This window comes from Streptomyces sp. WAC 01529 (assembly GCF_003945545.1).
Taxonomy (GTDB): domain Bacteria; phylum Actinomycetota; class Actinomycetes; order Streptomycetales; family Streptomycetaceae; genus Streptomyces; species Streptomyces anatolicus.
In genome coordinates, this window is the sequence record NZ_CP029617.1 from 5200098 (window position 1) to 5225598 (window position 25501).

At 70.4% G+C, this 25501-nt stretch carries 25 protein-coding genes; 15 read left to right on the forward strand and 10 right to left on the reverse strand.

The annotated features are described in order from the left end of the window. The first annotated feature begins 28 nt into the window (after window positions 1–28). The 8 genes from DMA15_RS23595 to DMA15_RS23630 all read left to right on the forward strand — a co-directional run bounded on the left by DMA15_RS23595 (window position 29) and on the right by DMA15_RS23630 (window position 5681). A complete protein-coding gene (locus DMA15_RS23595) occupies window positions 29–976 on the forward strand; it encodes a type II secretion system F family protein (protein ID WP_125514769.1) in 948 nt (315 codons plus the stop codon). Between the two features lie 17 nt (window positions 977–993). Further along, on the forward strand, window positions 994–1884 hold the full coding sequence (locus DMA15_RS23600) for a DUF5936 domain-containing protein (RefSeq protein WP_276314367.1): 891 nt from the start codon (window positions 994–996) through the stop codon (window positions 1882–1884). A 308-nt stretch (window positions 1885–2192) separates the two neighbouring features. Further along, a complete protein-coding gene (locus DMA15_RS23605; RefSeq protein ID WP_125517963.1) occupies window positions 2193–2399 on the forward strand; it encodes a hypothetical protein in 207 nt (68 codons plus the stop codon). Window positions 2400–2407: 8 nt separating this feature from the next. Next, complete coding sequence (locus DMA15_RS23610) at window positions 2408–3001, forward strand: pilus assembly protein TadG-related protein (RefSeq protein ID WP_276314395.1); 594 nt, start codon at window positions 2408–2410, stop codon at window positions 2999–3001. A gap of 32 nt (window positions 3002–3033) precedes the next feature. Further along, on the forward strand, window positions 3034–3633 hold the full coding sequence (locus DMA15_RS23615; protein ID WP_125514771.1) for a hypothetical protein: 600 nt from the start codon (window positions 3034–3036) through the stop codon (window positions 3631–3633). A gap of 2 nt (window positions 3634–3635) precedes the next feature. Continuing rightward, window positions 3636–4316 carry an OmpA family protein gene (locus DMA15_RS23620; protein ID WP_125514773.1) on the forward strand — a complete coding sequence of 227 codons (681 nt, stop codon included), beginning with the start codon at window positions 3636–3638 and terminating at the stop codon, window positions 4314–4316. 42 nt (window positions 4317–4358) lie between these two features. Next, entirely contained in the window at window positions 4359–5189 is an 831-nt protein-coding gene (locus DMA15_RS23625; protein ID WP_125514774.1) for a class I SAM-dependent methyltransferase, read from the forward strand. Between the two features lie 27 nt (window positions 5190–5216). Continuing rightward, entirely contained in the window at window positions 5217–5681 is a 465-nt protein-coding gene (locus DMA15_RS23630; RefSeq protein ID WP_125514775.1) for a helix-turn-helix domain-containing protein, read from the forward strand. Window positions 5682–5893: 212 nt separating this feature from the next. Here the strand turns inward: DMA15_RS23630 and DMA15_RS23635 are convergent, their stop codons facing one another. Beyond that, complete coding sequence (locus DMA15_RS23635; protein WP_125517965.1) at window positions 5894–6268, reverse strand: DUF192 domain-containing protein; 375 nt, start codon at window positions 6266–6268, stop codon at window positions 5894–5896. A gap of 331 nt (window positions 6269–6599) precedes the next feature. Here DMA15_RS23635 and DMA15_RS23640 point away from each other — a divergent pair, with 331 nt between their 5' ends. After that, complete coding sequence (locus tag DMA15_RS23640) at window positions 6600–7109, forward strand: hypothetical protein (protein WP_125514776.1); 510 nt, start codon at window positions 6600–6602, stop codon at window positions 7107–7109. A gap of 2 nt (window positions 7110–7111) precedes the next feature. Here the strand turns inward: DMA15_RS23640 and mgrA are convergent, their stop codons facing one another. Then, entirely contained in the window at window positions 7112–8149 is a 1038-nt protein-coding gene (gene mgrA / locus DMA15_RS23645; RefSeq protein ID WP_125514777.1) for an L-glyceraldehyde 3-phosphate reductase, read from the reverse strand. A 131-nt stretch (window positions 8150–8280) separates the two neighbouring features. Between mgrA and DMA15_RS23650 the strand changes: the two genes are divergently transcribed. The 4 genes from DMA15_RS23650 (at window position 8281) to DMA15_RS23665 (ending at window position 13271) form a co-directional block, all read left to right on the forward strand. Beyond that, window positions 8281–9042, forward strand: coding sequence for an isoprenyl transferase (locus tag DMA15_RS23650; protein ID WP_125514778.1), 762 nt, complete (start codon window positions 8281–8283; stop codon window positions 9040–9042). Window positions 9043–9371: 329 nt separating this feature from the next. Continuing rightward, window positions 9372–10694, forward strand: a complete 1323-nt coding sequence (locus DMA15_RS23655) for a PhoH family protein (protein WP_125514779.1) — start codon at window positions 9372–9374, stop codon at window positions 10692–10694. 380 nt (window positions 10695–11074) lie between these two features. After that, window positions 11075–11821: a lytic transglycosylase domain-containing protein gene (locus DMA15_RS23660; protein ID WP_206302810.1), complete on the forward strand. Its 747-nt coding sequence runs from the start codon at window positions 11075–11077 to the stop codon at window positions 11819–11821. A gap of 133 nt (window positions 11822–11954) precedes the next feature. Continuing rightward, on the forward strand, window positions 11955–13271 hold the full coding sequence (locus DMA15_RS23665; protein ID WP_125514781.1) for an AI-2E family transporter: 1317 nt from the start codon (window positions 11955–11957) through the stop codon (window positions 13269–13271). 99 nt (window positions 13272–13370) lie between these two features. Here DMA15_RS23665 and DMA15_RS23670 read toward each other — a convergent pair whose 3' ends face one another. Both DMA15_RS23670 and DMA15_RS23675 read right to left on the reverse strand, forming a co-directional pair. Next, a complete protein-coding gene (locus tag DMA15_RS23670; RefSeq protein WP_125514782.1) occupies window positions 13371–13904 on the reverse strand; it encodes an alkyl hydroperoxide reductase in 534 nt (177 codons plus the stop codon). Between the two features lie 15 nt (window positions 13905–13919). Further along, window positions 13920–14474, reverse strand: coding sequence for a peroxiredoxin (locus DMA15_RS23675; RefSeq protein ID WP_030793682.1), 555 nt, complete (start codon window positions 14472–14474; stop codon window positions 13920–13922). Window positions 14475–14606: 132 nt separating this feature from the next. Between DMA15_RS23675 and DMA15_RS23680 the strand changes: the two genes are divergently transcribed. Continuing rightward, the gene (locus tag DMA15_RS23680; protein WP_240659905.1) at window positions 14607–15572 is read left to right on the forward strand and encodes a hydrogen peroxide-inducible genes activator; all 966 of its coding nucleotides are present in this window, start codon (window positions 14607–14609) and stop codon (window positions 15570–15572) included. A gap of 111 nt (window positions 15573–15683) precedes the next feature. On the opposite strand, the gene DMA15_RS23685 is transcribed toward DMA15_RS23680, so the two are convergent. The 3 genes from DMA15_RS23685 to DMA15_RS23695 form a co-directional block, all read right to left on the reverse strand. After that, on the reverse strand, window positions 15684–17996 hold the full coding sequence (locus tag DMA15_RS23685) for an FtsX-like permease family protein (RefSeq protein WP_125517967.1): 2313 nt from the start codon (window positions 17994–17996) through the stop codon (window positions 15684–15686). Between the two features lie 101 nt (window positions 17997–18097). Further along, window positions 18098–18784, reverse strand: a complete 687-nt coding sequence (locus DMA15_RS23690; RefSeq protein ID WP_125514783.1) for an ABC transporter ATP-binding protein — start codon at window positions 18782–18784, stop codon at window positions 18098–18100. Beyond that, window positions 18781–19308, reverse strand: a complete 528-nt coding sequence (locus tag DMA15_RS23695) for a PadR family transcriptional regulator (protein WP_125514784.1) — start codon at window positions 19306–19308, stop codon at window positions 18781–18783. Before DMA15_RS23695 ends, DMA15_RS23690 begins: the two co-directional genes overlap by 4 nt. 277 nt (window positions 19309–19585) lie before the next feature. Between DMA15_RS23695 and DMA15_RS23700 the strand changes: the two genes are divergently transcribed. After that, entirely contained in the window at window positions 19586–21841 is a 2256-nt protein-coding gene (locus tag DMA15_RS23700; RefSeq protein ID WP_125514785.1) for a transglycosylase domain-containing protein, read from the forward strand. 76 nt (window positions 21842–21917) lie between these two features. On the opposite strand, the gene DMA15_RS23705 is transcribed toward DMA15_RS23700, so the two are convergent. The 3 genes from DMA15_RS23705 to DMA15_RS23715 all read right to left on the reverse strand — a co-directional run bounded on the left by DMA15_RS23705 (window position 21918) and on the right by DMA15_RS23715 (window position 25461). After that, entirely contained in the window at window positions 21918–23813 is a 1896-nt protein-coding gene (locus DMA15_RS23705) for an ATP-binding SpoIIE family protein phosphatase (RefSeq protein ID WP_240659906.1), read from the reverse strand. A gap of 200 nt (window positions 23814–24013) precedes the next feature. Beyond that, the gene (locus DMA15_RS23710) at window positions 24014–24655 is read right to left on the reverse strand and encodes a methyltransferase domain-containing protein (protein WP_240659907.1); all 642 of its coding nucleotides are present in this window, start codon (window positions 24653–24655) and stop codon (window positions 24014–24016) included. A 116-nt stretch (window positions 24656–24771) separates the two neighbouring features. Continuing rightward, entirely contained in the window at window positions 24772–25461 is a 690-nt protein-coding gene (locus DMA15_RS23715) for a DUF402 domain-containing protein (RefSeq protein WP_125514787.1), read from the reverse strand. Window positions 25462–25501: the final 40 nt, after the last annotated feature.

The window sequence follows — 25501 nt, forward strand, 5'->3', positions numbered from 1 at the left end:
ACGCGTCCTCGGCGGAAGGCACCGCACGATGAACGACCCCGCGCTCCTCGCCCTGGGCGCCACGGTCCTGACCGGCACACTGGCCGTCGCGGGCGTCCATACGTACGCCTCCGGGCGCGCCCAGCGCCAGGCGCTCGTCGACCGGCTGGCGCTCGGCCCGGGAAGCGGGGACGGCGGCCCGCCCGGCCGCGCGCGCCGTTTCGCGGCCGTCGACCGCCGCCTGCGCCGCACGCGCCTGGGCAGATCGATCCAGCTGCGGCTCTCCTCGACGGGGCTCGACCTCACGGCGGGGGAGTTCTTCACGTACGTGGTCGCCGTTGTCGCCGCGCTCTGGCTGATCGCGGCGGCGACGCTCGCGCCCTTCTTCGGCCCGATCGCGGGCGTCGTCGCGGTGTGGAGCGCGGTCGCCTTCCTCAACTGGCAGCGCCAGAAACGCATCGAGGCGTTCATCAACCAACTCCCCGACGTGGCCCGCATCCTGGCCAACGCGACGGCGGCGGGCCTGGCCCTGCGGACCTCGCTGGCGATGGCGGCGGAGGAACTGGAGGCGCCCGCGGGCGAGGAACTGTCCCATGTCGCCGACCAGTTGACGCTGGGCCGCTCCATCGACGACACCCTGGGCGAGCTGGCCGCCCGCCTTCCGTCCCGCGAGCTGATAGTCCTCGTCACCACGCTGGTCCTCTCCAACAAGGCGGGCGGCACGGTGGTCAACTCGCTGCGGAACCTCACCCAGACCCTGGAGGACCGCAAGGAGACGCGGCGCGAGGTCCGCACGATGCTCTCGGAGGTCCACGCGACGGCGTTCACGGTCCCGCTGCTCGGCCTCGGCTCCCTGCTCCTGATCAACTCCTCGAACGAGGGCGCGCTGGAGCGGGTGACCGGCTCCCCGATGGGCCAGACGCTGATCCTGATCTCGCTCGGCCTCTATGGGATCGGCTTCTTCGTGATCAGACGCCTCGGAAAGATCGAGGTCTAGATGGGAGGGGAGTTGCGTTGCTGGGCTTGCTGCTAGCGGTGGCGATGGGCCTCGCCGTGGCCGGTGCCTGCCAGGGCGTCCGCATGTACCGGGCGGACGCGAAGCTGCCCTCCGACCTGGCCGTGGCCCTGGAGGTCGGCGCGACCCGCGTCTCGGCAGCGGGCTCGGCGGTGGACCGGCTCGGGATGCGCTTCGCGCCCCTCGTGCTGCGCCTGATGGGTCCCAGGCGGGTCGACGCCAAGCGCCGCAGGATCGACATGGCGGGCAACCCCGGGGGCCTCACGATCGACCGCTACGCGGCTCGGCGCGCGGTCTACGGCGTCTTCGGCGTGGTCCTCGGCCTGGTCTTCCTCACGAACGGCTCCCCGCTCCTCGGCCTGCTGACGTTCGCTTTCGGGGCGACGGCGGCGGACGCCCTGATCTGGCAGGCCATCCGGGAGCGCCGCGAGGTCATCGACCGCACCCTGCCGGACTTCCTGGACGTGCTGGCGGTGGTGGTCTCGGCGGGCCTCGGCTTCCGCCAGGCGCTCGACCGGGTGGCGGAGCGGTACGAGGGGCCCTGGGCGGACGAACTGCGCATCACCCTGCGCCAGATGGACATGGGCGTCAGCCGCCGCCAGGCCTTCGACGAACTCCGCCGCCGCAACGCGTCCGAGCAGGTGGCCCAGTTCGTCTCGGCGCTGCAACAGGGCGAGGAGCTGGGGTCCCCGATCGCGGACACGCTGATCCAGATCGCCACGGACATGCGGCGCACGGACGCGCAGAACTCCCGCCGGCGTGCGGCGAAAACGATCCCCAAGGCGACGATGGTGACCCTGGTCTTCATGCTCCCCGCCACGATGATCCTCATCGCGGCGGGCATGTTCCTTGGCTCGGGGTCGAACTTCGGCTCGATTCTGGGGCGATGACGATGGCGATGGCGACGATGACGGCGCGGCGTACAGCGGCTGCTTCATCAACTGTGCGAAACCCCTTCGCGGGTGCAATGCGATGTGGGACAGTCGGATCCGAGTTCACGGTTCGCGGGAGGGGGCGTCGTGCATGGTGATCTCACCGAGGGGGAAGGGAACCCGCCAACTTGCGGACGGGGCACCCCGGTTACCGCATACGTCGCGCAGAGTCGCTGCCGATGCACGCCTTGTGGCGTACGTTGCCTCTGACCACAAAGGGCGCGGTATCTGGTGGGAGAGAAGGGGCCGTCGTGCTGAAGGAACGCGTGCTCGAAGTCTGGATCTTTTGGACGGCGTCCGTGGCGTCCCGGGTCCGGGGGAGGGATCGGGATGCGGGGGCGGGGTTCGTGGAGTATGCGGGGCTCATGATTCTTATTGCGGGGATCTTTACGTTGATCGACCAGCTGGGGCTGGACGGGACGATCTCCAGCGCTATCGGGGACGCAGTCGACGATGTGGTCGGAGGCGGCTGAGCGCCCGCCTGCACAGCGACCGAGGGCAGACTCTCCCCATCTATATCTGGATGACGGGGATTCTGCTCTTTGTCGCGTTCGCCTTCTTCGCGTTCGCCCAAGCCGCCTCAGCCCGCAATGGTGCGCAATCAGCCGCTGATGCGGCGGCGTTGGCGGCAGCGCAGGACGCCAGAGACGAACTCATGGATGGATTCGAGCTGTCCATCGGCGAAGGAGACGACTGGCTCGACTGGCTCGGCGGAGACAAGTTCACCGGCGAGGGGGCGCGAGGCGCGGCGGATGCCCTGGCTGCCGAGAACGACTCCACCGTCATCGGGTTCGGGCCCGCCGAAGTGAACGGCTACCCGGGGTTCCGCGCGGAGATCGAGACCACGTACACCGTCGGCGACTCGATCATCCCGGGTACGGAGTCCCAACACGCCAGGGCCGACGCTACGGCCATCGTCAAGCCGCGCTGTGACGTCGACCCATCGGCCGACCCGGAGAAGGCCGTGGAATTTGATTGCGACGGGGGCGAGTCCTTCGAGATCGATCCGGACGAATTCGAACTGGGTGATCTCCCTGAGGCATCCGCCCTCTTCTCTGTCCACCTGGCCGACTGACCGGAGATCGACGAAAGAAGGAAGCGGTAGCGATGAGCATTCGGCGCTCCATGTTGACCCGCAGGGCAATGACCGCTGTGGCGATCACGACTGGGCTGGTTCTCACGGTCGTCGGCTGCGGTGGCGGGGACAACGGAGATAATAAGCCGGACAAGTCGGGTCCTTCAGCTTCGGCGGGCAAGAAGGGCGGAGATGGCGATGGGCAGAAGCAAACTGAGTCGCCTTCGACCGACGACATATTGGCGGAGTCCAAGGACGGTGACATCAGTGTCACGATCAATTCGGCCCGCCGGGACGGAGGCGGATTCGTCACGGTCTCCGGCACGGTGAAGAATAACGGCGCCCGGTCGTGGATGGGCGCCAACTGGGCCAGTGACGAGCGCGAGTTGAGGTCGAACGGAGGTTCCCTTTCCGGGGCCAGTTTGGTCGACCACGACGGGAAGAAGAAGTACCTGGTTCTCAGGGACACCTCGGGGCGTTGTCTCTGCACCAAGTTCAATGGCCGTGTGAAGCAGGGGGAAACCGCCAGTTGGTTCGCCCAGTTCCCCGCACCGCCCGAGGGCACCGACAAGGTCACCTTCCAGGTGGGGTCCATGCCCCCCGCCCCCATACAAATCTCCGAGGGCGAATAACCATGACCCGCCACCACCTCCGAACCACCGGCGCCGCCACCCTCGTCGCGCTGGCCCTGCTGGCCGGTCCCGTGCCCGCCTGGGCCGATGGGGGGGACCCCAGTTCGCCCCCCGGCAGCACCACCACCTCCCCGCCCCCGGACGTCGACTCCAACAGTCCGGGGCTGAAGCTCGCTGACGGGGCCACGCTCGCGCCCGCGAAGGTGCTGGACATCAAGTCCGTCGTCGAGGACCTCGGCGGCGAGGAGCGGCGCGAGGACACCAACACGGACGTGAAGTTCGCGCTGCAGGCGGAGGTCCTGTTCCCCAAGGACAGCGCGAAGCTGAACCCCGAGGCGAACGCCCGTATCAAGGCGATCGCCGAGGAGGCCAAGGCGCAGAAGGCCACGGACGTCAGGGTGTTCGGCTTCACGGACAACCTCGGCTCCTACGGCCACGGCAAGAAGCTCTCCCGGCAGCGCGCGGAAGCGGTGCACGACGAGCTGGCCGGCCATCTCGGCCCCGAGGTCACCTTCTCCGTACGCGGCTACAGCGAGGACTACCCGATCGCGGACAACGGCTCCGAGGAGGGCCGCAAGAAGAACCGCCGCGTCGAGGTCTCCTTCCCCCGGGGAGCGTCCGGCAACGACACCGGCACCAGCAGCGGCAAGGGCACCGGCAGCGGCGCCGACAACACCGCGTGAGCCATCTCCGCACCCCCGCACATCCGGTGCCACGATTACCCCATGAGCACCGATTCCCCCGAGCCCCCCGCCACCCCCACTGACCCCACCACCCCCCGCACCTTCGAGGACCTCGTCGCCGAAGCCGAGGCCGCGCCCACCGAAGGGTGGGACTTCTCCTGGTTCGAGGGGAGGGCAACCGAGGCGCGGCCCTCCTGGCGGTACGCCGACGCGATGGCCCGGCGCCTCGCGCGGGCGGAGGCCTCGCTCGACATCCAGACCGGCGGCGGCGAAGTGCTCGCCTCCGCCGCCACCCTGCCGCCGCTCGCCGTCGCCACCGAGGGCTGGCCCGCGAACGTGGCCAAGGCCACCGCACTGCTGCACCCGCGAGGCGTGGCCGTCGTCGCCTCCCCGGAGGAGGCCCCGCTGCCGTTCGCGGACGGCGCCTTCGACCTCGTCACCAGCCGCCACCCGGTGCGGGCCCGGTTCGACGAGATCGCGCGCGTACTGCGGCCCGGCGGCACGTACTTCGCGCAGCACGTCGGACCCGCCAGCGTCTTCGAGGTCGTCGAGTACTTCCTCGGGCCCCAGCCGGCGGAGGTCAGGAACGCCCGCCACCCCGACCTGGAGCGCGCCGAGGCCGAGAAGGCGGGCCTGGAGGTCGTGGACCTGCGGGCCGAGCGGCTGCGGATGGAGTTCTTCGACATCGGAGCCGTCGTCCACTTCCTGCGCAAGGTGGTGTGGATGGTCCCCGACTTCAGCGTGGAGAAGTACCGCCCGCTCCTGCGCGAGCTGCATGACCGGATCGAGGCCGAGGGGCCCTTCGTCGCCCACAGCGCCCGCCACCTCTTCGAACTCCGCAAGCCCGTACAGTCTGTACTGTCGTTGCGGTAAGTGGCCCAGCGCGCGGAGGAGTTGGTCGTGGTGGAGGAGCAAGCGCCGTACGCCTGTGGGCTCGACGCCGCCGTGGACGTCGTCGGCGGCAAGTGGAAGCCGATGATCCTGTGGGCGCTGCACGCGGGCCGCACGCTCCGGTTCGGCGAGCTGAAGCGGCACATCCCCGGGGTGAGCGAGAAGATGCTGATCCAGCAGCTGCGGGAGCTGGAGTCGGACGGCATCGTGCACCGCGAGGTCTACCGCGAAGTGCCGCCGAAGGTCGAGTACTCCCTGACCGATCTCGGCCAGTCCCTCAACGCGGCCCTGCTTCCCCTCGGGTTGTGGGGCGACACGCACATGGCGCAGATCGTGGCCAGTAAGGCGAGTAGGGCGGGAAAAGCGAGCAAGGGGAGTGAGGGGAGTCATAAGGGGAGTGGGGGGAGTAAGGGGAGTGCGGCGGCCAAGGGGAGCAACGCGAGCGCGGGGAGCACCGTGGCGCGCGCCGTCTGACGGGGCGCCTGGTGCGCGATTCCGGCAAAGTCCGCCTACCGCCCACATCCTGACGTAACTCCCGGAATCGAAGCCCTGATTCCGCATCGTTATCAATACTGGCTCGATCCACCCCTGATCGTCACGTAAGTTCAGACCAAGGCTAATTCGCGTGAGCAAAGCTGCGCGTGCGGTGCCGCGCGGTGGAGGGGGCCGCGCGGCACCGCGAGCCGTCATCCCGCGCCGCGCACGACGATCCGCGCGCCCCGGCGTACGCCCCACCCCGCCATCGCCCCGGCCTCCGCCTCGATCACATGCCTGGCCCGCGGCCGCGGCAGCCCGATCCGGCCCGGGCGCATCGTCCGGACCGCCAGCACCCGCAGCTCGCGGTCGAGATACGCCACGTCGACGGCGAACCGCATCCCTACCGTGTGCACGCCGCTTGCCGGTGTCAGCAGCAGCGCCCCCGCCACCCCCGCGCGCCCGAGCAGGCCGCGCCGCCGTGCCCGCGCGGAGTCCGCGATCTCCAGCGGGATCTCCCACGGGGCCTCCGAGGCGGCCTCCGCGGTGATCCCCGCCGCCGACCCCGCGGGGCCGATGACCTCCATCGTCGCCATGCCCGCGAAATTAGCGGTCCGGACACCCGGCGCGTCAAGCGCGCGAACCCTGCCGGGGTCCCCCGTGGGGAGTACCGCCGGGCCCGGCCGAAATCCGCCTCCGAACCCCGGATTCCGCCCGGAGAACGGGGGTCTCGCAGTCGTCGCGTGACTTCGGAGAGTAGTTGTGGGGCGCCAATGCACGCAGCATCACTTACAAAGGGTTATGGTGGAAACCCCCCCTCGGGCCGGTCCGTCTCCCCCCCACGGACCGGCCCGTTTTTTGTGCCCGCGCGTCAGGGCCCGCCGATCAAGGTCGCCCGCCCCCGTTATGGTCAGGGACATGTCGAACGACTTCCCCCCGCCGCACCAGAACCCGCAGGTCACCCCGGAGCCCCACCCCCAGAACCACCCTCAGCCCACCCCGCACACAGGCCTGCCCGCCTACCCCGGCCCCGCCCAGGACGCCGCGTACGCCTACGGCCCGATGGCCCCGCAGCGGATGCCCGGCAGCGTCCGGGCCGCGCAGATCGTCCTCTGGGTGCTCGCCGGACTCGTCCTGCTCGCCGCGATAGTCATCGGCGCCACGGGCGACGCGGTGACGGCAGGCGCCGTCATCGGAGTGAATGTGCTGGTCATGGTGGCCGCGAGCCTGGCCTGGACGTTCCACAAGGCCGGCTCCGGTATCCGCGTGACGTGCATCGTCCTGATGTCGCTGCACGCCCTGAGCGCGCTCGGCGGGGCGGCCAACGGCAACCCCGGCGGTCTCCTGCCGCTGCTCGGCGCCATCGCGGTGGTCGTCCTGCTCTCCCAGGGGACCGCGGGCGCCTGGTTCAAGCGCCCGCGCCCCTAGCGTCAGCCCCGCCCGGCCCAGATGTTGGTGCCGGGCGTCGAGACCGCGAACGTGTCGATGGCCGACAGCTCCGCGTCCGTCAGCTCCGGGCCCGCCAACGCCGCCACGTTCTCCTCCAACTGCTCCACGCTGGACGCGCCGATCAGCGCCGAGGTCATCCGCGCGTCGCGGAGCACCCAGTTGAGGGCGAGCTGGGCGAGCGACTGGCCGCGGCCCGCCGCGATGTCGTTCAGGCCGTTGAGCCGGCGTACGACCTCGTCGCTCAGCAGCTCCGGGTCCAGGGACTTGCCCTGCGTCGCACGCGAACCCTCCGGGATGCCCTTCAGGTACTTGTTGGTGAGCAGCCCCTGGGCGAGCGGCACGAAGGAGATGCAGCCCATCCCGGCCCGCTCCAGCGTGTCGAGGAGGCCGTCCTCCTCGGTCCAGCGGTTGATCATCGAGTACGACGGCTGGTGGATGAGGGCCGGGACGCCCATCTCCCGCAGCAGCCGCGCCGCTTCGGCCGTCTGCTCGCTGTTGTAGGACGACACGCCCACATAGAGCGCCTTGCCCTGCTGGACCGCGGACGCGAGCGCGCCCATCGTCTCCTCCAGCGGGGTGTCCGGGTCGAAGCGGTGGGAGTAGAAGATGTCGACGTAGTCGAGGCCCATCCGCGCCAGCGAGGCGTCCAGCGACGACAGCAGGTACTTGCGGCTGCCCCACTCGCCGTACGGGCCCGGGTGCATGAGGTATCCGGCCTTGGTCGAGATGACCAGCTCGTCGCGGTACGAAGCGAAATCCTGTGCGAAGAGCTTGCCGAAGTTCAGCTCCGCGGAGCCGGCCGGCGGCCCGTAGTTGTTCGCCAGGTCGAAGTGCGTGACGCCCAGGTCGAAGGCGCGGCGCAGGATCGCGCGCTGCGTGTCCAGGGCCTTGTCGTCACCGAAGTTGTGCCAGAGACCGAGGGAGACCGCGGGCAGCTTCAGGCCGCTGCGGCCCGTGCGCCGGTACTCCATGGTGTCGTAGCGGTCCGGGGCCGCTCGGTACGAAGACGTGTCGTTCATGGGGATGAAGCTACTTCAGCCGAGCGCACCCGACTTCGGTGGGAGGTCCGTGCAGCGGTAGGGTGTCGCCCTCGGGGACTGCCCTACGCACACCCCTTGAGGACCGCCATCTGCTGGAGGGGCTGACAGACGTGAACCTGCGCGACCTGGTGTACGGACTTTACGCACGCCGGGTGGAAGGCCGCCTCGACCACGACCAGGTGCCCAAGCACATCGGGGTCATCCTCGACGGCAACCGCCGCTGGGCGAAGGCGTCCGGCGGGACCACCGCACAGGGCCACCAGGCGGGCGCGTACAAGATCGAGGAGTTCCTCGGCTGGTGCGCCGAGACCGACGTCGAGGTCGTCACGTTGTGGATGCTCTCCACCGACAACTTCGACCGGCCCGAGGAGGAGCTGACCCCGCTCCTCGGCATCATCGAGGCCACCGTCCGCTCGCTCGTCGCCGACGGCCGCTGGCGCGTGCACCACGTCGGCGCGCTCGACCTGCTGCCCGCCCGCACCCAGGCCGTCATGAAGGAAGCCGAACAGGCCACCCACGACAACACCGGGATACTCGTCAACGTCGCCGTCGGCTACGGCGGCCGCCAGGAGATCGCCGACGCGGTGCGCTCCCTGCTCCTGGAGCACGCGGCCAAGGGCACCAGCCTGGAAGAGGTCGCGGAGAGCGTCGACATCGACCTCATCTCCAAGCACCTCTACACCAGCGGCCAGCCCGACCCCGACCTGGTGATCCGTACGAGCGGGGAACAGCGTCTGTCGGGCTTCATGCTCTGGCAGTCCGCCCACTCGGAGTACTACTTCTGCGAAGTCTTCTGGCCGGCCTTCCGCAAGGTCGACTTCCTGCGCGCGCTGCGTGATTACGCGGCCCGCCACCGCCGCTACGGCGGCTGACGCGCGCACGCCCCTGAGGTCGGGGTCATCCGGAGTTAACCAACGCGTCGTCATATGCCATGGCATGGCTGCGCTTGTTCGAGGGAATAAGCCTTCCAGGTCGACGTTCCGCAGTATCCGAGAGGGACGTCGTATCTCAGCGGACGCCATGAGGCCGTCCGCCCGGGAGGCCCTTTGCACCAGGACGACCGTGTGAGCAGCGCGGGCGACGTGGAGGGCCGGCGTCCGGCCCGCGCATCGCGGCCGCGCCGGGCCTGGATCACCTTCGCCGGCCCGCCCGGATTCCCTCCCGTCGCTCCCCGACCTCATCCGAGGGGGTACGTCCTTCCGTGATGACCAGCACAAAGCGCCGCATGCCCGACAGGCGCACCTACGTTCTCGACACCAGCGTCCTGCTGGCCGACCCGAACGCCCTGACACGCTTCGACGAGCACGAAGTCGTGCTGCCCGTCGTCGTGGTGACGGAGCTGGAGGCCAAGCGGCACCACCCGGAACTCGGCTACTTCGCCCGGCAGGCGCTGCGCCTGCTGGACGACTTCCGCATCCGGCACGGCAGGCTGGACGCCCCGATCCCGATCGGGGACCTCGGCGGCTCGCTGCGCGTCGAGCTCAACCACTCCGATCCCGGCGTGCTCCCGGCCGGCTACCGGTTGGGGGACAACGACTCACGGATTCTCGCCGTGGCCCGCAACCTCCAGGCGGAGGGGTACGACGTCACGGTCGTCTCCAAGGACCTCCCGCTCAGGATCAAGGCGTCGTCCGTCGGACTGCTCGCCGAGGAGTACCGCGCGGAGCTGGCCATCACGGACTCCGGCTGGACCGGCATGGCCGAACTGACCCTCTCGGGCGAGCAGGTGGACCTCCTCTTCGAGGAGGACCAGCTCTACGTCCCCGAGGCGGCGGGCCTGCCCGTCCACACGGGCCTGACCATCCAGTCCGAGCGCGGCAAGGCGCTGGGCCGCGTCACGGCCGAGGGCAACGTCCGGCTCGTACGCGGCGATCGCGAGGCCTTCGGCATCAAGGGCAGGAGCGCCGAGCAGCGGATCGCGCTCGATCTCCTCCTTGACCCGGACGTCGGGATCGTCTCGATGGGCGGGCGCGCGGGCACCGGCAAGTCGGCGCTCGCCCTCTGCGCGGGCCTGGAGGCCGTCCTGGAGCGCAGGCAGCACCAGAAGGTGATGGTCTTCCGGCCGCTGTACGCGGTCGGCGGGCAGGAGCTTGGCTATCTGCCCGGCACCGAGGCCGAGAAGATGGGCCCCTGGGCGCAGGCGGTCTTCGACACGCTCGGTTCGGTGGCGGGGAAAGAGGTCATCGAGGAGATCAGCGCGCGCGGGATGCTGGAGGTCCTGCCGCTCACCCACATCCGCGGCCGCTCGCTGCACGACGCGTTCGTCATCGTGGACGAGGCCCAATCCCTGGAGCGGAACGTCCTGCTGACCGTTCTGTCCAGGATCGGGGCGAACTCCCGTGTCGTCCTCACCCATGACGTCGCCCAGCGCGACAACCTCCGAGTCGGGCGGTACGACGGGGTGGTGGCCGTCGTCGAGAAGCTGAAGGGGCATCCGCTCTTCGCGCACGTCACCCTCACGCGCTCCGAGCGTTCGCAGATCGCGGCCCTGGTGACCGAAATGCTGGAGGACGGCCACATCTGAGTCAGTTCACCGCGTATGTACGGTAGTTGGCGCCGCCCGGCGAAGCGAAGGAGCCTAGCCGGGCGGCGTCGTCGTGCGCGCCGCTTTCCGGAAAACTGCTGGGCCAAACGGCGTGTGAGCTTTCCCACGCAACGGAGAATTGCCTTGCGGCGTCGAGCTGGGGCAGAGTCTGGGTCCTGTCAGGCCCCGCATGCGACACACCTGTACCCCCAGCGGTACTGAACCCCAGAACTTCATAGTGGCCGTCGCATGCCGCCCGAGCACCACGCGGCGCTCCCGCCAAGGGAGTTGTCCACCGGGCCCGTGCCTCCCGTGACCGAACGCAAGCGGAGGCCAGCGCCAGGGGCACGATTGCGTCCGCGAGGTCACCTATGCGGGCGATGCTGGAAGGAAACCGTGTGAGCCGGATTTCGGTCCGGGGATTCGCCGTGGCGTCAGCCACCGCGGTCACCACCGTCGGAGCCGTCGTGGGTGTTGCCTCGGGCAACGCCCAGTCCTCGAACTCGAACGACTTCGAGGCAGCGGCGAGCGAGGCCACTCTCCTCGCAGAGATCCCCGCGGGCCAGCAGGCCCAGGTCCAGACCGCGTCCCTGACGCAGCAGGCGGACGCGCAGGCCATGGCCGCCGACACCGCGGCGAAGAAGACCGCCGCGGAGGAGGCCCGCAAGCAGGCCGCCGCCTCGGCGATCGAGAAGCAGAAGGCGGCGGAGAAGGCGGAGGCCGCCGAGAAGGCGCAGAAGGCCGCCGCCAAGAAGGAGCGCGAGGACAAGGCCGAGACCAAGGCCAGCCGCTCCTCCGCCCGGGACGCCTCCAGCTTCACCCCCCAGAGCTCCTACACGGTCGCCCAGGTCCAGGCGATGGCACGGCAGATGGTCCCCGGCGACCAGTTCCAGTGCTTCAGCAACATCGTCAACCACGAGTCCACGTGGAACTACAAGGCGCAGAACGCCTCCTCCGGGGCGTACGGCCTCGTCCAGGCGCTGCCCGGTTCCAAGATGGCCTCGGCGGGCGCCGACTGGCAGACCAACCCGGCCACGCAGATCAAGTGGGGCCTGAACTACATGAACGACCGCTACGGCAGCCCGTGCGGCGCCTGGGACTTCTGGCAGGCGAACAACTGGTACTAGGCGGACGCCGACCGTACCGCTCAACCTCGGGAGACCCCTCACCGTCCTTCGGTGGGGGGTTTCTCCCATGTACGGTCGGTGCGGACAGCTCCAGGGAGGAGTGGTGGGGAAAGACGGGGGTAGAGGACGGATCATGTCGCGAGTGCCAGGATGGATCGGTCGGCTCGGTGCCGGACTGAGCGAGATGGGCGAGCGGTTGAACGAGAAGCGCCGCGACGAGGACGCCGACCCGGACAACGGCGAGCCGAACGACCCCTCCGGCGGGGAGCAGGAGCACGTACCGCCGCCACCCGCCTACGCGCCGGAGGTGGCGCCCAGACCCGACCCCGTCGCGGCCGTGCCGTGGGGCATGCGGGTCGCGGCCGAGGCGGGCTGGCGCCTCCTCGTCCTCGCGGGCACGCTCTGGGTCCTGATGAAGGTCATCAGCGCGGTGCAGCTCGTGGTGCTCGCCTTCGTGGCCGCCCTGCTGATCACCGCGCTGCTGCAGCCGACGGTGGCGCGGCTGCGCAGGCTCGGTCTGCCCCGCGGTCTGGCGACGGCGGTCACCGCGATCCTCGGCTTCGTCATCATGGGCCTGGTCGGCTGGTTCGTGGTCTGGCAGGTCATGGAGAACGCCAACGAGCTGTCCGGGCAGGTCCAGGACGGCATCGACGACCTGCGCAAGTGGCTGCTCAACAGCCCCTTCCACGTGACCGAGGATCAGATCAACGACATCGCCACGAGCCTGCGCGAGGCGGTCGGTGCCAATACGGAGGAGCTGACCTCCGCGGGCCTCGAAGGCGTCACGGTCATCGTCGAGGCGCTGACCGGCATCCTGCTCGCGATGTTCTCCACGCTCTTCCTGCTGTACGACGGCAAGCGCATCTGGCAGTGGTTCCTGAAGCTCGTGCCGGAGCAGGCGCGGCCCGGTATCGCGGGCGCGGGGCCGAGGGCCTGGCGCACGCTCACCGCCTATGTGCGCGGCACGGTGATAGTGGCCATGATCGACGCCATCTTCATCGGCCTCGGCACCTACTTCCTCGGGGTGCCGATGGCGGTGCCGCTGGCCGTCATCATCTTCCTGGCCTCGTTCGTCCCGCTCGTCGGCGCCGTGGTCTCCGGGGCGCTCGCCGTGGTCGTCGCGCTGGTTACGCAGGGCGTGTTCACGGCCGTGATGGCGCTCGCGGTGGTCCTCGCGGTGCAGCAGATCGAGGGGCACATCCTGCAGCCGTTCATCCTCGGCCGCGCGGTGCGGGTGCATCCGCTGGCGGTGATCCTCTCGGTCGCCGCGGGCGGCATGGTCGCCGGGATCGGCGGGGCGGTCGTGGCGGTGCCGCTGGTCGCCGTGACGAACACGGTGGTCGGCTACCTGCGCTCGTACGCGCGTGAGACGGCCCTGAAGCAGAGGCCGCGCTCCCGGGAGGCCACCCCGACGGACGTGTCCCTGACGGATCCGCCACCGCAGCAGTAGCTCCTCGGATACGCGAAACGCCGGACGGGCTGGGGATTCCAGCCCGTCCGGCGTTTCGCGGACGAACCCGGCGGAGCCGGTGATCGACGGTGCGGAGGGTTACTCCGCCAAGTGAGCCTCGGAGTCGAGCGTCACGCCGACCGCCTGGATGACCGCGGCGACCTTGACGGCCTCCTGGATCGTCTCGCGGTCGACGCCGGCCTTGCGCAGGACCTGCTCGTGCGAGTCCAGGCACTGGCCGCAGCCGTTGATCGCGGAGACCGCGAGGGACCACAGCTCGAAGTCGACCTTCTCCACGCCCGGGTTGCCGATGACGTTCATCCGCAGACCGGCGCGCATCGTCCCGTACTCCGGGTCGGAGAGCAGGTGACGCGTGCGGTAGAAGACGTTGTTCATCGCCATGATGGCGGCGGCCGACTTGGCGGCCGTGTACGCCTCGGGGGAGAGGTTCGCCTTGGCCTCGGGCTCCAGCTCGCGCAGCACCTTCGGGGAGCGGGACGCGATGGCGCAGGCCAGCACGGTGCCCCACAGCTGCTGCTGCGGCAGGTCGCTGTTGCCGATGACCGAGCCGAGGTTCAGCTTCAGGTCCTTGGCGTAGTCCGGTACGGCGGACTTCAGTTCGTCGAGTGCCATGTCAGAGCCTTCCGTTCACTCGCCCGAGAGCAGCGCGACCGGGTCGAGGGTCTCGTCGCCCTTGGTCCAGTTGCAGGGGCACAGCTCGTCGGTCTGCAGGGCGTCGAGGACCCGCAGGACCTCCTTGGGGTTACGGCCCACGGAACCGGCGGTCACCATCGTGAACTGGATCTCGTTGTTCTGGTCGACGATGAAGACGGCGCGCTGCGCGAAGCCGTCCTCGCCCTCGATGCCGAGGGCACGCATGAGCTCGTGCTTGGAGTCGGCCAGCATCGGGAAGGGCAGGTCGGTCAGGTCCGGGTGGTCCTTGCGCCAGGCGTGGTGCACGAACTCGGAGTCACCGGAGAAGCCGAGGATCTGGGCGTCACGGTCGGCGAACTCGTCGTTCAGCTTGCCGAAGGCCGCGATCTCGGTCGGGCACACGAAGGTGAAGTCCTTGGGCCACGCAAAGACGATCTTCCACTTGCCCTCGTAGGTCTTGTGGTTGATCTGCTCGAACTCCTTGCCCTGCTCCAGGGAGACACAGGCAGTCAGGTCGAACTCGGGGAACTTGTCACCGACAGTGAGCACGCATACTCCTTGCGACGAAGAAATCCCTTTTGGGGAGTTTCCTGCGGGGTTGGACTGATGTCGATGGTGGCACAGGGTGCATTGATTAGGGAAATAGCTAGAGTGGGTCGTGTTGATCGGAGGTAGTTATCAGTGCGAGCCATAAATAGGGGAAAGTTCCCCGGCAAGCAGAGCAACGGCAAGCAGCCCAGCCTGGCGCAGCTGCGGGCCTTCGCCGCGGTCGCCGAGCATCTGCACTTCAGGGACGCCGCCGCCGCGATCGGGATGAGCCAGCCCGCCCTCTCGGGTGCCGTCGCGGCCCTGGAGGAGGCACTGGGTGTCCAGCTCCTGGAGCGGACCACGCGCAAGGTGCTGCTCTCCCCGGCCGGTGAGCGCCTGGCCGTGCGGGTCAGAGCGGTCCTCGGTGAGGTCGAGGCGCTCCTGGAGGAGGCGGAGGCCGTCAAGGCGCCGTTCACCGGGGCGCTGCGGCTCGGCGTCATCCCGACCGTCGCCCCGTACCTGCTGCCGACGCTGATCACGCTGGTCCACGAGAAGTACCCGGACCTGGACCTCCAGGTGCACGAGGAGCAGACCTCCTCGCTGCTGGAGGGGCTCGCGGCCGGACGGCTCGACCTGCTGCTGCTCGCGGTGCCGCTCGGGATGCCGGGGGTGACCGAACTGCCCCTGTTCGACGAGGACTTCGTGCTCGTCACCCCCCTCGACCACTGGCTCGGCGGCCGCGAGGGCATCCCGCGCGAGGCGCTGAAGGAGCTGAACCTGCTGCTGCTCGACGAGGGGCACTGCCTGCGCGACCAGGCCCTGGACATCTGCCGCGAGGCGGGCCGCGCGGACGCCCCGGTCACCACGACCGCGGCCGGGCTCTCCACCCTCGTCCAGCTGGTCGCGGGCGGGCTCGGCGTGACACTGCTGCCGCGGACCGCCGTGCGGGTGGAGACCAGTCGCAGCAATCAGCTGCTGACCGGGTACTTCGCCGATCCGGCGCCGACCCGGCGGGTCGCCCTCGCGATGCGGGCCGGTGCCGCGCGGGCGGCCGAGTACGAGGAGTTGGCCGAAGCCCTGCGGGGGGCGGTGCGGCCGTTGCCGGTGCGGGTGGTGTGACCCCGCACCGGCAACGGCCGCACGACCGATGCCGGTGCGCGGGGCGCGGGCCGCATGTGGCTGGTCGCGCAGCTCCCCGCGCCCCTTCGGGCGCTTCCCCCGGGCGCAGGCCTACTCCGTCCGCAGGCCCTCCGGCCGCATCATCCGCCACAGCGGCGGCAGGCTGAGCAATGTCACCACCGCCACGAGCACCCCGCCCGCCACCGTCAGGGGGACGAACATCCACCAGTCGGTGACCGACTTCTGGATCATGCGGACCATGACGTAGCCGAGGCCGAGACCGCCCGCGACGGCGAGCGCGAGGCCGATCGCGACCGGGATCGCCGTCTGCCACAGCACCGACCACGCCATCGAGCCGCGCCGCGTACCGAAGGCGGTCAGGGCCGCGAGCAGCCGCTTGCGCTCGCGCAGTTGCTCCAGCATCGACACCAGCATGGACGCCGCGATCAGCATCATCGTGGCCATCGCTCCGGCCTGGATACCGGTGTGGATGGTGGCGTACTGCTTGTCGCGTTCGACCGCGTGCAGCGTCATCACGTCGAGGAACGGGTCGACGTGGGCCGCGGTGTTGCGGATGTACTCCTCGGCGTCCGGTACGTCCGGATCGACCTGGACCATCGCGGTCGTCGAGGCGTCGACCAGCTTGCTCAGGTCGACCGCGCCCGGGGTGGCGTAGACGCCGTCGTGCACCTCGCCGCCCGGGTCGGGGCGGGCCCTGACCGTGCGGGAGTCGGCGGGCAGCGTCCACAGGACGTGCCGGTGGCCGGGCTCGTCCCAGCTGACCGGGTTGAGGTCCAGCTGCTTGCCGGGGCGGGCCGACGCGTCGACCCACTTGTTCAGCCGCTTGTTGCCGGTGTGCACGACGAAGGTGTCGCCGTCCTCGCACGTGCCGATGCGGGCCAGCTCGCGCAGGTTCGCGCAGCTGGCGACGGTCAGTTCCGTGAGGGGCCGCAGGGTGTCGGCGCTCATCTTGCCGGGTCTGACGGCGTACGTGGTGACCGTGCCGATGACGTTCTTGACGCCCTTGGTCGTACGGAACTTGTCGATCATCCGCTCGGCGAGCTGCCCGTCGCCGACATCCGCCCTGACCACCAGCTTGGCGCGGCCGGGGTCGTTGTCCGTGGCCCGGTTGAAGTCGTCGTGCATGGCGCCGAACATCATCTGGAGGGCGACCGCGCCCGCCACCGCGACGGTGATGCCGCCGACCGCCCGGGCCGCCGTACCGCTGCTCAACTGGAGCCTGCGCGTGGCCAGCTGCCAGGGCACGGGCCCGCCCCCGCGCAGCCGCGCCACGCTCGCCTCCACCAGCCACGGCAGCAGCGCGGCAAGGCCCACCAGGGTGAGCGTCGAGCCCAGGCCGATGGCGTAGACCGGCGGGCCCATGTCGCCGCCGACGCGACCGGCCGCCAGCAGGATGCCGAGGCCGAGCAGCGGCATCACGAGCCGCCACCACAGCCTGCGCCGACGGGGCTTGGAGCTGCGGACGACGCCCAGCGGCTCGATGGAGACGGCGCGCAGTGAGATCAGCGTGACCACGACCGCCGTCACCGGCACGGCCGCGAGGATCAGCAGGGCGAGCCCGGGCAGCGGCACGACGTCCGAGGGGAAGGCGCTGACCTGCGTGAGGTCGAACATGCCGAACAGCTCGCGCAGGCCGAGGAAGGCGATGGCGCCCACGGCGAGACCGAGCAGCGCCCCGCTCAGCGACTCGCCCGCCGCGATCCGCCGTACGGTGTGCGCGTCCGCGCCCACCAGCCGCAGCGCCGCGAGGCGCCGGTCGCGCCGGTCGCCGCCGAAGCGGACGGCCGTACCGATGAAGATGATCACCGGCGTCAGCAGGACCACGCAGGCCAGCACGACGAGTACGACAAGGAGCGGGTCCAGGGGCTCGCCGGGCTGTGCGTAGCCGAACTTCGCGACGCGGTGGCCGCCCTTGGCCGGGGTGAGGGCGTGCGAACCGGCGTAGTAGTAGAGCTCCTTGGGGTGGATCAGGCCCGCGTCGCCGATGGTGCCCGTGACCCGGTACTTCCCGAAGCGCTCCTTCAGCAGGGCGCCCTCGGAGCTGTCCAGGAGGTCGCGCAGGGCGGGCGAGACGACCATCTCGCCGTCCGCCGGGATCTTCTCCAGGCCGGGCGGCAGCACCGGACGCGAACCCTCGGCGCGCAGCACGCGGCCGTTCACCGTCATGTCCCGGAAGTCGGTGGTGAGGTCGCGCTGGAGGACCGTCGAGTCGGACCTGTCGACCTTCTTCCCGGAGAACTGGTCCTCGGCGGAGCGGGCGACCGAGCGGTCCTCGCGCCGCTCCATCAGCTCGGGCACGGAGGCCGCGCCGAGCAGCAGCGCCACGCCGAGGCCGACGCCGACCGCCGTCAGGATCGTGCGGGTCCAGCCCTCACGGCCGCCGGCGGCGAAACGCATGCCCATGGCGAGGTCGCGGGCCCAGGCGCGCACGCCCCTCGGCGCGGTACGCCCAGCGCCGGGTGGTCCGGGCCGGGCAGCGCCGGCCGTGGCGCGGGTGTCGAGGCTCATATGACCCGCTCCATGTCGCGCGACCTGCCGTCGCGCACGACGATCTCGCGGTCGGAGTAGGCGGCGACGCGGGTCTCGTGGGTGACCAGGACGACGGCGGCGTTGGTGGAGCGGGCGGCGTCGGTCAGCAGTTCCATCACGCGCTCGCCGTTGAGGGAGTCCAGGGCGCCGGTCGGCTCGTCGGCGAAGACCACGCGCGGGCTCGTGGCGAGCGCGCGGGCCACGGCGACGCGCTGGCCCTGGCCGCCGGAGACCTCACCGGGCCGCTTGGCGGCGACGTCGTCGACCTCCAGGCGCTCCATCCAGGTACGGGCGGTCGCCTCGGCCTCCTTGCGCCGCGCGCCGTTCAGCCGCAGCGGAAGGGCGACGTTCTCGACGCAGGTCAGCTCCGGCACGAGCTGGCCGAACTGGAAGACGAACCCGAACTCGCTGCGGCGCAGCGCGCTCAGGGCGGAGTCCGGCATGCCGGTCAGCTCGCGGCCGTCGTAGGTGATGGAGCCCTCGTCGGGGCGGACGATCCCGGCGAGGCAGTGCAGCAGGGTCGACTTGCCGGAGCCCGAGGGGCCCATGACGGCGACGACCTCGCCGGGGTGGATGGAGAAGGCCGCGCCGTCGAGCGCGGTGGTGGGGCCGTAGGCCTTGCGGAGTCCGTGGGCCGTGAGGAGGGAGCCTGCGGGGGTCATGCGGAGCGCACCTCCTGGGCGAGCTTGCCGAGGCGTGCGGCGGCCAGCTCCAGCCAGCGCAGATCGGCTTCGAGGTGGAAGAGCGCGTGGTCGCAGATGAGCTGGTCGGCGAGGTCGCCCTTGCGCTTGCGGTCGGTGAGGATGCGCATCAGGCGCAGATGCTCGGCGCGCTGGACATCGAGGAGTTCGGCGGCGTCGCGGCCGGTGAGGAGCGCGAGGACGACCTTGGTGTAGAGGGTCGACTGGAGGTAGGGCTCGGGCTTCTCCGGGGTGGCGAGCCAGCGCTGGACGTCCGTGACGCCGGCGTCGGTGATCGCGTACCGCTTGCGCTCGGGGCCGCCGCCCGCCTCTATGCCGTCGACCTCGACGAGGCCGTTCTTCAGCAGCCGGGACATGGTCGAGTAGACCTGCCCGTAGTGCAGGGGCTTGTCGTGCCCGAACTTCTCGTCGAAGGCGCGCTTGAGGTCGTAGCCGTGCCGGGGGCCCGACTCCAGGAGACCCAGAAGGGTGTGGCCAATGGACATGGCCCGCAGTCTACACGGTGTGTATACGTGCCGTGTATACACCCGGTGAGGAGTGCAGGAGTTCGAAAAGGGGGCAACCTTCCAGGGCCTGAAACGGTCGGTTCCTTAGGGGCGGGTGCTCATTGTCACGTCCGGAAAAGACCGGATCGGATGACCTTTGTCCCTAGGTGCGGTGTTAGTTTCATGAGCTGACTTAGCCACCAGCGCCTTGCCAGTGAGAAGACGAGACGTACGAGAAGTACGGGTCGTACGAGACGGAAGCGGAGCACTCTCAGTCATGGGCCGAGCCGAAGAACGACAAGCGCGGCAGCGCGGTGCCCGCCGGGCAGCGCGCGGGCGCCCGTCCGGCGGCAAGCGCACCGGCATACGCCGCTTCTTCACCTGGAAGAAGCTCCTCGGGACGTTCTTCGGGTTCTGCCTGCTCGGCATGCTCGGTTTCGTGATCCTCTACATGGTCGTCGACATCCCCGAGGGGAACGCCGCGGCGAAGATGCAGAGCAACGTCTACCGGTACAGCAACGGCGACGTGATCGCCAGGACCGGCGACGTGAACCGCGAGATCGTCGACCTGGCCAAGGTCCCCGAGGACGTCCAGAAGACCTTCGTCGCGGCCGAGAACAAGTCCTTCTACAAGGACGAGGGCATCGACTTCAAGGGCACCGCCCGCGGTGTGCTCAACACGGTGACCGGCAAGGGCAAGCAGGGCGGCTCGACGATCACCCAGCAGTACGTGAAGAACTACTACCTCAGCCAGGACCAGACCGTCAGCCGCAAGCTGCAGGAGCTGGTCATCTCGCTGAAGGTGGACCGCCAGAAGAGCAAGGACGACATCCTCGCGGGCTACATCAACACCAGCTACTACGGCCGCGGCGCCTACGGCATCCAGGCCGCCGCCCAGGCCTACTACGGCATCGACGCCAAGAAGCTGGACGTCGCGCAGGGCGCCTACCTCGCCGCCCTCCTCCAGGCCCCGAGCCAGTACGACTGGACCTCCGCCACGGCGACCGGCAGGAAGCTGGTCAAGCAGCGCTGGAACTACGTACTCGACAACATGGTCGAGGAGGGCTGGCTCGACTCGGGCAAGCGCGCGGACCTCGCCTTCCCCAAGCCCGAGACGCCCAAGGCCCCGCCCGGCCGCGAGGGGCAGATCGGCTACCTCGTCGACGAGGCCAAGCGCGAGGTGCTGCGCGACAGCGGGCTGAGCGAGGCCGAGTTCGAGGCCGGCGGCTACACCGTCACGCTGAACATCGACCCGAAGAAGCAGAAGCAGCTCGAGAAGGCCGTCGACAGGAAGCTCAACGACAAGCTCGACCGGAAGAAGAACAAGGCGGACGCCCGGGTCCAGGCGGGCGCGGCCTCCGTCGACCCGAAGACCGGCAAGGTCCTCGCCATGTACGGCGGCGAGGACTACGTGAAGCACTTCACGAACAACGCCACCCGCCGCGACTACCAGTCGGCCTCCACCTTCAAGCCGCTGATCCTCGCCGCCGCCCTCGAACAGGGCGCCACGACCCAGGACGGCAAGCCGATCACGGCGGGCACGATCTACGACGGCACCAGCGAGCGCCCGGTCAAGGGCAGCGAGGTCGGCTTCGCGCCGCCGAACGAGGACGACGTCAACTACGGCCCCGTCACCGTTCAGAAGGCGATGAACAAGTCCATCAACTCCGTCTTCGCGCAGATGGGCGTGGACGTCGGGATGCCCAAGGTGATGGAGATGGCGGGCAAGCTCGGCATGGACGTCGAGGGCCTGCCCGCCGTGCCCGCCCAGACGCTCGGCTCCATGGGCGCGAGCCCGCTGGAGATGGCGGGCGTGTACGCCACGCTCGACAACCACGGCAAGAAGGTCACCCCCGCCCTGGTCGGCTCCGTCGAGCACAAGGACCGCACGATCGACCTGCCCGACCCGATCGGCGACCAGGTCGTCAAGCGCGGCACCGCCGACTCGCTGACCTCCGTCCTGACCGGCGTGGTCGACGACGGCACCGGCCACGCCGTGCGCAACCCCGTGCAGGACGTGGCCGGCAAGACCGGCACCTCCGACGACAACAAGTCGGCCTGGTTCACCGGCTACACGCCGAAGCTGGTCACCTCCGTGGGCCTCTTCGGCGAGGGCGCCCCCGGCACGCCGGAGAAGAACAAGCAGGTCTCCATGAGGGGCGCGGGCGGTCTGCCGCGCGTCGACGGCGGCAGCTTCCCCGCCGAGATCTGGGCGGCGTACACCTTCGACGCGATGGGCGCGCCGAGCAAGTTCGACCTCGACACGGACATGGGCGCGGCCATCGCGCCGCCCCCGGAGCCGACGAAGTCGCAGGCGCCCAAGGAGCCGTCGAGCACGCCGTCGAAGCCGGAGAAGGACCCCTCGTCCAAGCCGCCGACGCAGTCGCCGTCGTCCAAGCCCCCGACGCAGTCGCCGTCGTCCAAGCCGCCGACGCAGTCCCCGTCGTCGAAGCCGCCGACGCAGGAGCCGGACCCCACGCACACGATCGAGATCCCCGACGACCCCGATGACCGCGTGCCCGGCAGGGACTGACGGGGCTCGCGCCCACACGAGAGGCGCCCGGAACCGCGATGGTTCCGGGCGCCTCTCGTCGTGTGCGGCTCCGGCTCTAGCTCCGGTTCAGTTCGAACCAGACGACCTTTCCCGTGCTCAGCCGTGTCGCGCCCCACCGCCGGGCCATCTTGTTGACCAGGTAGAGCCCGCGGCCGCCCTCGTCCGTGGCGCGCGCCTGGCGCAGGCGGGGCAGTTGCGGGACGTCGTCGCCGACCTCGCAGCGCAGCACGTCCGTACGCAGCAGCCGCAGCGTGATCGGCCGCGACGCGTACCGCACGGCGTTCGTCACCACCTCGCTGACCAGCAGCTCCACCGAGTCGGTCATCTCCTCCAGGCCCCAGCGCACCAGCGCGCTGCGGGCCAGCCTGCGGGCGCGGGACGGGGTGGCGTTCTCCGGCTCCAGGAACCAGTACGCCACATCGCTCGGCGCGATGCCGTCGAAGCGGGCGGCGAGCAGCGCGATGTCGTCGTCCCGGTCGCCGGGACCGAGCATGTCGAGGACCTCGTCGCAGAGCGCCTCCAGGGGCGGCGGGTGGTCCGGGCCCGTCAACTGGGCCGTCGCGGCGAGCCGTTCGCGCAGCTGCTCTATGCCGGTCCACACATCGCGCAGCCGGGACTCGACGAGCCCGTCCGTGTACAGGAGCAGGGTCGCGCCCGCGGGGGCGTCCAGCTCCACGGCCTCGAAGTCCACGCCGCCCACGCCGATCGGCGCGCCCGGCGGCACGCGCAGCACCTCCGCGCGGCCGCCCAGATGCAGCAGCACGGGCGGCGGGTGACCGGCGTTGGCGATGGTGATGCGGTGCGAGACCGGGTCGTAGACCGCGTACAGGCAGGTCGCCATGCGGTCGGAGCCGAGCCGCTGCGCCTGCTCGTCCAGGTGGTGCAGGACCTCCTGGGGCGGCAGGTCGAGCCCCGCGAGGGTCTGCGCGGTCGTCCGCAGCTGGCCCATGATCGCCGCCGAGGTCATGGAGTGCCCCATGACGTCACCGACGACCAGGGCGACGCGGCTGCCCGGCAGCGGGATCGCGTCGTACCAGTCGCCGCCGACCCGGGCCGTCTCGGCCGCGGGGAGGTAGCGCGAGGCGAGCCGCACACCGGTCGGGCGCGGCAGCGTCTCGGGCAGCATCGTGCGCTGCAACTCGTCGGCGATGTACGCTTCGCGGCCGTACAGGACGGCCTTGTCGATGCCGAGCGCGCTGTGCGTGGCCAGCTGGGCGGCGACCAGCAGGTCGTCCGCCTCGAACGCGGGGCGCTCCGGGCGGCGCAGGAACACGGCCGCGCCGATCACCCTGCGGCGCCCGCGCAACGGCGCGAGGACGGCCCGCTGCCCCGCGGGCACGGTCCGCCCCTCGCCGAGCAGTTCGCGCAGGGCCGCCCGCGCCGCCGCCGAGTCCGCGAAGACCGGACGCACCCCGCGCAGCACCTCGGCGAGCGCGCCGCCCTGCCGCACCTCGCACAGCTCGGCGGTCCCCGTCACATCGGTGATGTCGGGCGGCACCACCTGGAGTGAGGTCAGCGTGCCGCCGTCGGTGTCCGGCTCCTCGGCGCCCTCCTCGATGGAGCGCAGCCGGTCCGTGCGGCGCAGCCGCAGCACCAGGGGGCCGGTGGGCCGCTCGTCGCCGACGGGCAGCGGGTCGCGCAGATAGACCAGGATCGCGTCGGAGAACGTCGGGACCGTGGCCCGGCACAGGCCCATCACGATCTCGTCGAGGTCGATGCCGCGCGCGATGCGCCGGGTCGCGGCGCCCACGAAGCGCAGCCGGTCGCCGTCGCGCCGCATCGCCACGGGTCCGGCGTCCGGCGGCCGCGGCCGGCCGGTGCGCCGCTCCTCGCCGCCCGGCGGCCCCTCGGGCGGCCCCGGCTGCGCGGGCACGCCCTCGGGCGCGGGGCGCGGCCGGCCCGGGTCGGGCTCGGAGGCGGACGGCTGGGAATGCTCACTGGTCGGCGGCACCGATGCTCCCGGGGATGTGTCACGCGCACCCTGTGGCGTCTCGGGGGAACGCAGCAGCGCCCCGCGGGGATCCGCGGGGGCGGTCGGCCGGGCAGCTGGTGCCTCGCGACCCTCGTGGGGGGTGAGGTGCTCCGTCACGCGTTTCGAATCCGTCCGTCCGGGGCTGCGCGCCGTGCGCGCCGTCCAGCGTTGCACGTCGCTCAGCCGCGTCGGCAGTGCAGAAAGACCTGATGTTCCGGTGGTACGTCGGTGCTCGCGGGGGCGTACGAGTACGTGTCCTCGCCGGTGATCTCGAAACCGGCGTCCCGCACGACCTGCCGCAGTTCGTCCCGCAGGTAACCCGATACCCGGATCGTGTGCCCCAGGAACGGAATCGCCGCGTCGTCGAGGTCGGCCTCGACCATCGACAGCTCCATCAGGCCTCCCGGCCGCAGCAGGCCGTGCAGCCGCCGCAGCGCCCCGGGGATCTCCGGGCGCGGCAGCATCAGCAGCGCGAAGAAGCAGGCGATGCCGTCGAACCGGCCGATTCCGTGCGGGCCGTCGGCTGCCAGGTCCGCGATGTCGATCTGCCGGAACTCAGCCCCCGGGACGTTCTTTTCGGCCAGGGCCAGCATGCCCGCCGAGATGTCCGTGCCGAGGACGGAGTGACCCTTCTCGGCCAATTGCAGAGCGGTGGGCAGACCCGTGCCGCAGCCCACGTCGAGCACCCGGGAACCGGGTGCGAGCGCCTCGGCGAGAAGACGTCCCGCGGCGAGCTGACCCTCCTTGTGGGGGAAGGCCTCGTCATAGTGCCGCCCGATGGCGTCAAAGGCCTCGGCCTGGCCCCTGCGGTCCTCGCTCACGTTCTGCCGCCCTTCAATGACTTCCTGTCAGACAGCGCGCGGACTCTCGGAGTTGTCGCTGTGCGCCCTTGCGGAGGACGATCCTACGTTTGAACCACGGGGGCGCATCAAGGGTCTCATGAGGACACATGCGCGGGCGTACGGTCCCAGTCATCCGGAAGGGGTGGTACGACCCAGGACGGATCGGGACGCCAGTGTTGCCAGCCGTCCGAAAACGGTGCCCCCCAGGCGTCGATCACGTCAAGGGCGGCCCGCCCGGCGGCACGTACGTCAGCGGCCTTTTCCGCGTCCATCAGACCCACCCGCAGGGCCTCGGCGAACTCGTCCTCGTCGTGCCAGCGCCAGCTGCCGTCGGGGCGCACGGAGATGTCCAGAAAGTGATCCTCGGAATCCACGCCGTCCGACCAGCGGGCGCGCGGTTCCTCCAGGTTCACGTACCAGTTCTTGAACCGCCAGCCCGGCTCCCAGAAGAGCCAGACCGACCACGGGTCGCCGGGGCGGGCCAGTTTCAGGACGCCGGTGCCGAACCAGCGGTCCCTGCGGACCGTGCGCGGCTTGGTGTAGCGGGTGGCCAGGGGCTCGTGGTGCAGGGGGGTTCCGTCGGCCAGCACCGGCTTGACGCATTCGGTGCCGGGCGCCATCCAGACGGCGAGCAGCTCCTCGCTGTCCTGGACGACGGTGACGGGACGGCAGATGTGCACGTGGTCCCCGGCGTTCTCCCGGTACCGCCACAGGATGTGGTCGCCGGGGGCCCACCGGGCCGCCGCACCGTCACCGTCCGTCGTCTTCCCGTCGAGGTCTGTCATGGACAGATATTAGACGCCCCTCCTGTGCCGGCCCCGGGGG